We start from the raw sequence: 8663 nt of genomic DNA on the forward strand, positions 1-8663 counted from the left end.
TGGAATTCCTTTGCTTGTTGTTCGGTCAAACCCGACAAGGATTGCTCGGCCATCGATGTATCTCCGATAGAGAGGTGTCAGTACGGCGCCGTTTCAGAAATCGGCAACCAAGTGTCTTATTGAGCAGGAGCTTCCACGGCGACCGGGGCAGCCGGCGTCCAAGCATTGCCCGGCAACGAGAAGGCGTAGACGTGAACGGCAAGCGCGATGACCAGCAGGGCGGCGAACATCGGGATCAGCCAGGTGGCGGGGTTCAGCACCAGCCAAATGCGATAGTCCTGCTCAAGAGGTTTGTAGTCGAATACGTTCATGGGTCTCTCCTCTTAGAACCAGGGATTGGCTGCAATGATGAACAGATGCACCAGCGCGGCAAGGCCGACGTATGCGGTGTAGGTGATCTTGAACTGCTCGTGAAACTCTTTCGCCTGCTGCTCGGTTAAACCCGAAAGGCTTGCTTGCTCAGCCATGGTTTAAGCTCCGTCGTGAGAATGAGTGAATGCGCCGCCGATATCGATCGGGGAGCGATCCTCCGTGGCACCGACTACCTCCACGAAACACATCTGCGTTCCTTATGTCCCGGAACGTTCGGACTGACTTGCTGTCCTTGTGTGTCATCTTAGCTTGACAGGCTGAGATGTCAAGTTCCTTTTACATAAAAAAATAAGGGAAAGGCGGGAGGGGCGGAAAGGGCGCGATTCAGCCGCAGGAACGCTGCGTCAGCGCAGCATCGAGGCATTTGGGTAAGCAGCAGGGTCAGCGCATCGCGCGAGGAGGCAAGGACAGTCGGGGCACGCCCCGGATGATCGGCGAGGACTACGAGTGGCGAAGGCGGGAGACTGCGGGAGTGGGCGAAGAATCGCCCACGCGGGATCGGCTCAGAGGACGGACCGCAGATAGCGAAACAGGTACCCGAGGGCATAGATGGCACCGAACGCTACGAGTGCGACCTTGATCATATAGAGGATCATGGTCTTGAAGGGGCGCAGGTTGTCCATGGGCGTGGCGGCGACCTCCGCACGCCCCTCCTCCCCCGCGTCGCTCGAACCCATTGACGACGGCTCGGGTAGAGCGTCTTGTCGCGGCGCGCCTCCCGCACCGGCCCTCGGCTCCGCCTGCACGAGCTGATACGGCGAGGTGTTGGCGATCTTGAAGAACTGAATCTCGGCGTCCTCGCCTTCTCGCTCGATCACGACCAGCTCGGTTCCCAGCCCGAGGCCCTGGTCGGCGGCGAAACCCAGGGCGAAGGCCTCGGCGGTTTCCGCCTCGCCCTTGGCCTCCCAGGATTTAGGCTTGTCCGGCCAGGTTCTCTTTGCAGCGTATTTCACAGATGTCTTCTCCCGACAGACCGACGTTGAAGCCGGGAGGCGCCGTGGATCGGCGTCTCCCCAAAGACTGCGGGGGATTGTATGGCTGGACCCTACGCTTGTCACCGATCCGTCCCGCGGCTCGGCAGCGGGTTTTCGACTCCGGATCCTCGCGCAGGGGGGAGAGAGCAGATTCACGACTTGCGCCGGGAGATCCGTTGTTGGACCTCCCGTTTTTGGATCTCCAATGGTCCGCCGCCGGATCGCCGCCCTATCGCCGACGGAGGACCAGGCCAGGGTCAGGCCGGACCGGAGGGGTGCATCTGCGACTGAAGATAGTTCTCGAGTCCCACCCGATCGATCAATCCGAGTTGCTGCTCGAGCCAGTCGGCGTGGTCTTCCTCGGTGTCTCTGAGCAGTTGCAGCAGAACGGTCCGCGTCTGGAAATCCTTGTGCTGCTCACAGCAGACGATCGCCTCTTTCAACGCTGCCGCGACCTCGTACTCGACCTGGAGGTCGTTGGCCAACATCTCCGGCACGTTCGTACCCACGCGCAATCCGTCGCGCTGACTGAGATCGGGCGTCGCCTCGAGAAACAGCATGCGCCGGATCAGCATCGTGGCGTGCTCCTTCTCCTCCGTGGCCTCGTGCTCGATGCGCGCGAACAGCTTGTCGAAACCCCAGTCCTCGTACATGAGCGAGTGGATGAAATACTGATCGATCGCGGCCAGTTCGTTGGAGAGTAGGCGTTGCAGATGGGCGATGATTTCGGGGTTACCTTTCATGTCTGGGTCTCCGGGGCAGCTGTGGTCAGATCGCCGACTCGAGATAATTCGGCAGTCCGACGCTCTCGATCAACGACAGTTGAGTCTCGATCCAGTCGATTCGCTCTTCGCTCGACTCCTGGATCTCTTCAAGGTGGTGCCGGCTCACGAAATCACCCTGCTGCTCGCAGTGGGCGATGGCGCCGGCAAGTGCTTCGCGATAACGCAGCTCCATCGTGAGATCGCACCGCAGGATCTCGGGAACATCCTCCCCGATCAGCAGCTTGCCGAGATCCTGGAGGTTCGGCAGTCCTTCCAGAAAGAGGACGCGCTCGACGATCTTGTCGGCCTCCTTCATGGTCTCGATCGAGGCGTGGTAGACCCGTTTCTCGAGCGTCTTGAAGCCCCAGTTGCCGAGCATCCGCGCGTGCAGGAAGTACTGATTGATCGCGGTCAGGGCTTCCTTGAGCACCGCGTTGTGATGCTGATTGATGGAGGGTTGGGTTTTCATCTGAACTCGACCTTTAGACCTTTGCAGAGAATGATTGAAGATGCGCCGAAGAACATCTTGACACAAATGCGAATCGTTCCTATTATTTTCTCAACACCAAGGGGAATGCCGGGGAAGTCTCATGTACGTATGCGTCTGTCAGGCCGTTACCGAACGCCAGATCATCGCGGCGGGCGAGCGAGGAACGGAGAGGCTCGCCGACCTGAGGAAGGAATTAGGCGTACCCGGCGACTGCGGTCGCTGCGGCAACTGCGCGAAGGCGTTGTTGCGAAGGGTCGCCGAAAGCCGCCGATCACAAGCGGTCCCGGCTGCCGCCTTTTCGTGATCCTGCACCGCCAACCTCGCGCGAGAGCACACTTTATCCGATGCGAAACGCCGACCGATCACCGCCCCTTCAGTCCCGCACGCTCCGCGAACGCCTGTGCGGTACCCTGACGAGAATCGGCGGTGCCATGCCGCCGAGCCGGCGACGGCACCGGTGGTTGCTGATGAAGCGGTTTTTTCAGACGGATCAAGCTCGGCAACTCACCGAGCCGCCCTGCTCCCGTGTGAAATAACGTCGAAACGCGTCGCTTCAAGTGCGCGACGCTTTGCGGTTCGTCGAGCCGCCGCTCCCTAGTTCGCGACGGGCAAGGCCGAGAGATCCGGCCGCGGCGTGTCGTCCGTCTCCACCGGCAGGATCGGATACTCGATCTTCGGCTGCTCCCCGGTCAGCGCGTGCAGGAAGGCAACGATCTGCGCCGCCTCTTCGTCGGAGATCTTGGTCCCGAGCTGCGCGGTCCCCATCAGCGCGACGGCCGCACCCAGATCCCACACCGCACCGGAGTGAAAGTAAGGTGCCGTCAAGGCGATGTTGCGGAGCGGTCCGGCACGGAAGACGTACTCGTCGGATACCGTCTTGGTGACCTCGAAACGGCCCTTGTCGCCGGGCGGGAGGATGTCGGCACCCGGCTTGGTGATCAGACCGAAGGGGAAGTAGTCCTGTCCTCCGAAGTTGACGCCGGAGTGGCAGGCGCTGCAGCCCTTTTCGATGTAGAGATCGAGGCCCTGCTTCTGCTCGTCCATCATGGCCGCATCGTTGCCTTCGATCCAATCGTCAAACGGCGACCCGGGCGTGACCAGGGTCACCTCGAAGGCCTCGATCGCCTTGGCCATGTTGTCGAAGGTCACAGGATCCGGCTCGTTCGGGAACGCCTTTGTGAAGCGCTCGACATACTCGGGCATGCTCTTGAGCGTGACGACGACGTTCTCCGGTTTGTTCGCCATCTCGACACCGGCCTGGACCGGCCCCTTGGCCTGCTCCTTGAGATCCTCGGCGCGACCGTCCCAGAACTGTGCGGCGTTGAACACGGCATTGAGCACGGTCGGGGAGTTCCGCGGACCCGTCTGCCAGCCATGCCCGACCGACGTCGGGAGGTTGTCGTCGCCGCCCATGCCGAGGTTGTGGCAGGTGTTGCAGCTGATGACCCCGCTTGCCGAGAGCCGGGGATCCATGAACAGCATGAGTCCGAGGTCGATCTTCTCGCGCGTGACCGGATTGCCTGTCACCTCGGGCACACCGGCGGGGATCGGGAGAAGTCCTGCGGATTTCGCCTTCTCGCGCAGAGCGGAATCGTCCGCTGCTGTCAGGGTCGCGACGAACCCCATCGAAACGGCCAAGGCGATCATTCGCTTCTTCATCGAGTTGTCCTCTTTTGTCCTCAGTTCTCCAAGAAAGCGCAGTCGCCGCGGATGAATCGCCGCGCGCGCCGTACCCGCACCGAGTCTAACCGCGTCGCGGGAAACGGCAAACAAGTAGGCGCCCGGGATGTCGCCCTAACCCGACTCACTTCGGCATCGAAATCGCGTTATCATCTCGGCGTTGTGACACGGAATCGTAACATTGACGATGCGCGCCACGACATGAAGTCCGGCCCCCGGTTCGAGCTCGAACAGCTTGTCTTCCAAGGAATCAGGTCGTGCCGCCCCCAATCCCTCCGTTCGCCGCCCCTTGCAACCCCTGCTCGGCAGCGTGCGACCCGGCCATGCCGCCCGAGCGCTCGTGAGATATTCAAGCAACATCCTCATCCCGGTTCTGATCGCCCTCTTGACGGTTGCTGCGTGGGCTCTGCTCAATCGGCCCGCGGACGAGCCGCCTTGGCCCAATCGAATCCAAGGCTTCTCGTTCGCACCGATGCGTGCGCACAACGATCCGGCAGTCAAGAACTTCCCGACCACCGAGGAGATCGACGAAGACCTGGCCCTATTGCAGGGAACCGCCCATGCGGTGCGGACCTACTCGGTCGAAAGCACGCTCTCGGCGATCCCGCGCTTGGCTGCGGCGCGCGGCCTGAATGTCACGCTCGGTGCTTGGATCGGAGCCGATCCGGACGCCAACGAGATCGAGATTGCGCGGCTCGGCGAGATCCTGAGCAAAGGGTATCGGAATCTGGTGCGCGTCATGGTCGGCAACGAGGCAATCCTGCGCGAGGATGTCTCGGTCGCCGAGCTGACCGCCTATCTTGACCGGGTCCGGAAGATGACCTGGCTTCCGGTGAGCACGGCCGAACCTTGGCATGTCTGGCTGAAATATCCGGAGCTTGCCGATCATGTGGACTTCATCACCGTCCACCTGCTGCCGTATTGGGAAGGTGTCCCCGTCGAACAGGCCGTGGCCTATGCGGTCAGCCGCTACGACGAGGTCAAAGCCGCGTTTCCGGACAAAGAGGTCATCATCGGCGAGGTCGGCTGGCCGAGCAACGGACGGCGCAATCGGGGTGCCGAGGCGTCGGTGACGAATCAAACGCGGTTTCTGCGCCGCTTCCTCGCGCAAGCCGAGCAGGCGGGCTACGTCTACTACGTCATGGAGGCCTTCGACCAGACGTGGAAGACCAAGCTCGAAGGGGCCACCGGCGCCTACTGGGGCGTCTACAACACCGATCGCGAGCCCAAGTTCCTCTTCACCCAACCCGTCGTGCGCATCCCGCACTGGCAGGAGCTTGCCGGCCTCTCGGTCGTGATGGCTGTCCTGCTTCTGGCATTTCTCTACCGTGACAGCGCGACCCTGTCGAGCAAGGGCAAAGGTTTCCTCGCCCTGGTGATGTATGCCATCTCCACCGCGGCGGTCTGGATCGTCTACGACTACACACGGCTCTACATGACGCCGGCCACGGCCATCGTCGGCATCCTGCTTCTTGTCGGCGGGGTCGGCGTCATCGTCCTGATCATGGCCGAGACGCACGAATGGGCAGAGGCGCTGTGGCTACGCCGGTGGCGGCGACCTTTCCCGTTACATGACGTACCGGACGAGGAGCTGCCGTTCGTCTCCATCCACGTGCCCGCCTACAACGAGCCGCCCGAGCTTCTGATCGAGACGCTCGACGCCTTGGCCGCGCTGGACTACCCGGGATTCGAGGTCTTGGTCATCGACAACAACACCAAGGACCCCGCCGTCTGGCAGCCGGTCGAGGCGCATTGCCGGCATCTCAATGAAACCGTCGGCGAGCGCTTCCGATTCTTCCACGTGGATCCGCTCGCGGGCTACAAGGCCGGCGCACTCAACTTCGCGCTGCGCGAAACGGACCCGCGTGCCGAGGTCATCGCCGTCATCGACGCGGACTATGTCGTGCAGCCGCTCTGGCTAAGACATCTGGTACCCGCCTACCAAGACCCCGAGGTCGCCATCGTGCAGGCCCCGCAGGACTACCGCGACGCCGACCAGAACGCCTTCAAGGCGATGTGCATGGCCGAGTATCGCGGCTTCTTCCACATCGGCATGGTCACCCGCAACGAGCGCAACGCCATCATCCAGCACGGCACCATGACCATGATCCGCCGCCCGACGCTCGACGCCGTCGGCGGCTGGGCAGAGTGGTGCATTACCGAGGACGCGGAGCTCGGACTGCGTGTCTTCGAGAAAGGTCACAAGGCGCTCTACATCCCCTGCACCTACGGGCGCGGCCTGATGCCGGACACCTTCGCCGACTTCAAGAAACAGCGGTATCGCTGGGCCTACGGAGCGGTGCGCACCCTCAAGCACCACCGCCATCAGCTCCTCGGGATCCGCAAGACCACGCTCTCGGCGGGGCAACGCTATCACTTCGTCGCCGGCTGGCTGCCTTGGTTCGCGGACGGCTTCAACCTCCTGTTCAACTTCGCGGCACTGGCCTGGTCCGTGGCCATGGTGATGTTCCCGCTGCAGGTCACGCCGCCCTACATGACGGTCGCCGTGGTGCCCTTGGTCTTGTTCGGCTTCAAGATGTCGAAGAGCTTCCTGCTCTATCGGCGTCGGGTGACCGCGACCCTGCGTCAAAGCTTCGCCGCCGGCCTGGCCGGGCTGGCCCTCTCGCACACGATCGCCCGCGCCATGTTCGGCGGCTTCGTCTCGGGAGGTCTCGGCTTCTTCCGAACCCCCAAGCTCGCGCAGGCCCCGGCCTTTATCCGCGCCCTGGCCGATGCCCGCGAGGAGGGTCTCTTCGCCATCGCCTTCTGGCTCGCCGCCGCCTTGATCATGCTCCGCGACGACGCCTTCATGCTGGATGTCCGGGTCTGGGTCGCTGTCCTGATCGTCCAGTCCATCCCGTATCTGGCCGCAGTCGCGGTATCTTTGATCAGCGCGGCCAAGACCTTGCCGGCGAGCTTGGTCGGGCCGATGCCGGAAATGACGGGCGCGGGATCGACAGCGCGTGTCGAGCAGGGTCGTTAGGGCGGGCTGATGCGGCGTGGGGCTTGGCGGTTTTGATCGGGAGGCCTCCTGCAGCCAGCCTCCTGCCTCCAGCTGTCAGTTCTCGGTCTCAGATCTTCACCCTTCATCCTTCAGCCGTTCGCGCTGCGCACAGTCCATGTCCTGATCACTGGACACGTCGGATCGCTCGCTGCGGGCGAATCTCGTGCGCCGGGGGCTGGCCCGATCCGCCACGCCATCCACTTTCCTTCCCTGACCATCTGCAGACCGGGATCGGACAGAGATCCGGGTTTTCCCGATATAGGGTTTACCCTATACGCGATTTCCCTTACACTGCCCGCCAGGTAATCAACTGACCGGCATCCGATGCGCCGCCCGCGGCGCCGGATCGCCGATTGCAGAAACGGTCCTGCTCATGAACAAAACGCTGATCTTCGCCTCGCTCGGGGTGTTTCTTCTCGTCTCGGGCCCGAATGCCGAGGCACGCGTCAAACCGGGGCACGCTCAAAAGGGTGTCGCTTCCTACTATCACGACAGCCTCCATGGTCGGAAGACCGCAAGCGGGGCGATCTACAACAAGAACATCCCCAGCGCAGCACACAAGACCCTTCCCCTCGGCAGCAAGGTCCGCGTGACGGACACGAAAACCGGCAAGAGCATCGTCGTCAAGGTCAACGACCGCGGCCCCTTCGTGAAAGGCCGAATCATCGATCTCTCGCGCAGCGCCGCACGCGAGCTGGGGATGATCAAGAAGGGTCTGGCGAGGGTCGAGGTCGAGGTGTTGAGCGTCCCGAAGGCAAGCGGCTCCTGATCCGTGCAGGTCCCTCCCCCTCACTCCCAACGAAACATCCAGGCCGCAAGGGTCAGGAAGAGGAGTGCTAGACCGGCCAGGAGGCCGATCTGGGGAAGGACTTGAACCACTCCGGCACCGTCGATCATGACGGCCCGCGCACCCTCGACGATATGGGTCAGCGGCAGGAACCTCGACAGGAGCTGTGCCGCGCCGCTGGCCCCCTCCATCGAGAACCACACCCCCGAGAGCAGCAGCATCGGCCAAGAGATGAGGTTCAGCAGACCGTCCGCGACCTCCTCGGTGCGCAGACGCGAGGAGACGATCAGGCCGAGGCTGATCAAACAGAGCGCACCGGCCACATAAACCAGCGCCAACGCCAGGTAGGAGCCGTGCATCGGGAAGTCCAGCAACAGGCTGGCACCGCTATAGACCACCAAGCTCGCCCCGAGAACGACCAGCAGACGCGAGAACACCTGTGCGGTGAGAAACTCCCAGGGACTCAGCGGCGTTGCCTTCAGACGACGCAGTACACCGTTCTTGCGGTAGCGCACGATCACCCAGCCGACACCCCAAAGGCTGGAGAACATGATGTTCATCGCCAGCACGCCGGGTAGCACCCAGTCGACAT

10 protein-coding genes are annotated in these 8663 nt (G+C 62.6%); 3 read left to right on the forward strand and 7 right to left on the reverse strand.

Annotation, left to right across the window (positions count from 1 at the left end):
• Positions 1-116: 116 nt before the first annotated feature.
• From pufA to bfr (VLR48_RS18480), 5 genes are all read right to left on the reverse strand, one after another.
• A complete protein-coding gene (gene pufA, locus VLR48_RS18460; RefSeq protein WP_007194989.1) occupies positions 117-311 on the reverse strand; it encodes a light-harvesting antenna LH1, alpha subunit in 195 nt (64 codons plus the stop codon).
• A gap of 12 nt (positions 312-323) precedes the next feature.
• Positions 324-467: a light-harvesting protein gene (locus VLR48_RS18465; RefSeq protein WP_093028040.1), complete on the reverse strand. Its 144-nt coding sequence runs from the start codon at positions 465-467 to the stop codon at positions 324-326.
• Positions 468-875: 408 nt separating this feature from the next.
• Positions 876-1325 (reverse strand): hypothetical protein, encoded by a 450-nt coding sequence (locus tag VLR48_RS18470; RefSeq protein ID WP_325293188.1) that lies wholly within the window; start codon positions 1323-1325, stop codon positions 876-878.
• Between the two features lie 278 nt (positions 1326-1603).
• Positions 1604-2089 carry a bacterioferritin gene (gene bfr, locus VLR48_RS18475; RefSeq protein ID WP_325293189.1) on the reverse strand — a complete coding sequence of 162 codons (486 nt, stop codon included), beginning with the start codon at positions 2087-2089 and terminating at the stop codon, positions 1604-1606.
• A gap of 25 nt (positions 2090-2114) precedes the next feature.
• Positions 2115-2579, reverse strand: a complete 465-nt coding sequence (gene bfr / locus VLR48_RS18480) for a bacterioferritin (protein ID WP_325293190.1) — start codon at positions 2577-2579, stop codon at positions 2115-2117.
• A 121-nt stretch (positions 2580-2700) separates the two neighbouring features.
• Between bfr (VLR48_RS18480) and VLR48_RS18485 the strand changes: the two genes are divergently transcribed.
• On the forward strand, positions 2701-2904 hold the full coding sequence (locus tag VLR48_RS18485; RefSeq protein WP_325293191.1) for a (2Fe-2S)-binding protein: 204 nt from the start codon (positions 2701-2703) through the stop codon (positions 2902-2904).
• A gap of 290 nt (positions 2905-3194) precedes the next feature.
• Here VLR48_RS18485 and VLR48_RS18490 read toward each other — a convergent pair whose 3' ends face one another.
• Positions 3195-4259 (reverse strand): cytochrome-c peroxidase, encoded by a 1065-nt coding sequence (locus VLR48_RS18490; RefSeq protein ID WP_325293192.1) that lies wholly within the window; start codon positions 4257-4259, stop codon positions 3195-3197.
• 361 nt (positions 4260-4620) lie between these two features.
• Here VLR48_RS18490 and VLR48_RS18495 point away from each other — a divergent pair, with 361 nt between their 5' ends.
• Both VLR48_RS18495 and VLR48_RS18500 read left to right on the forward strand, forming a co-directional pair.
• Complete coding sequence (locus VLR48_RS18495; RefSeq protein WP_325293193.1) at positions 4621-7263, forward strand: glycosyltransferase; 2643 nt, start codon at positions 4621-4623, stop codon at positions 7261-7263.
• A gap of 394 nt (positions 7264-7657) precedes the next feature.
• Positions 7658-8053 (forward strand): septal ring lytic transglycosylase RlpA family protein, encoded by a 396-nt coding sequence (locus tag VLR48_RS18500; protein ID WP_325293194.1) that lies wholly within the window; start codon positions 7658-7660, stop codon positions 8051-8053.
• Positions 8054-8073: 20 nt separating this feature from the next.
• Here VLR48_RS18500 and VLR48_RS18505 read toward each other — a convergent pair.
• A partial coding sequence (locus tag VLR48_RS18505; RefSeq protein ID WP_325293195.1) for an ABC transporter permease occupies positions 8074-8663 on the reverse strand: 590 nt, incomplete at its 5' end.

Source organism: Thiocapsa sp. (assembly GCF_035467215.1).
Classification (GTDB): Bacteria; Pseudomonadota; Gammaproteobacteria; order Chromatiales; family Chromatiaceae; genus Thiocapsa.

What these genes read in the sequence shown, in the direction of transcription:
- pufA (WP_007194989.1), bottom strand. Translation starts at nt 311, where the DNA reads ATGAACGTATTCGACTACAAACCTCTTGAGCAGGACTATCGCATTTGG.
- VLR48_RS18465 (WP_093028040.1), bottom strand. Translation starts at nt 467, where the DNA reads ATGGCTGAGCAAGCAAGCCTTTCGGGTTTAACCGAGCAGCAGGCGAAA.
- bfr (WP_325293189.1), bottom strand. Translation starts at nt 2,089, where the DNA reads ATGAAAGGTAACCCCGAAATCATCGCCCATCTGCAACGCCTACTCTCC.
- bfr (WP_325293190.1), bottom strand. Translation starts at nt 2,579, where the DNA reads ATGAAAACCCAACCCTCCATCAATCAGCATCACAACGCGGTGCTCAAG.
- VLR48_RS18485 (WP_325293191.1), top strand. Translation starts at nt 2,701, where the DNA reads ATGTACGTATGCGTCTGTCAGGCCGTTACCGAACGCCAGATCATCGCG.
- VLR48_RS18490 (WP_325293192.1), bottom strand. Translation starts at nt 4,259, where the DNA reads ATGAAGAAGCGAATGATCGCCTTGGCCGTTTCGATGGGGTTCGTCGCG.
- VLR48_RS18500 (WP_325293194.1), top strand. Translation starts at nt 7,658, where the DNA reads ATGAACAAAACGCTGATCTTCGCCTCGCTCGGGGTGTTTCTTCTCGTC.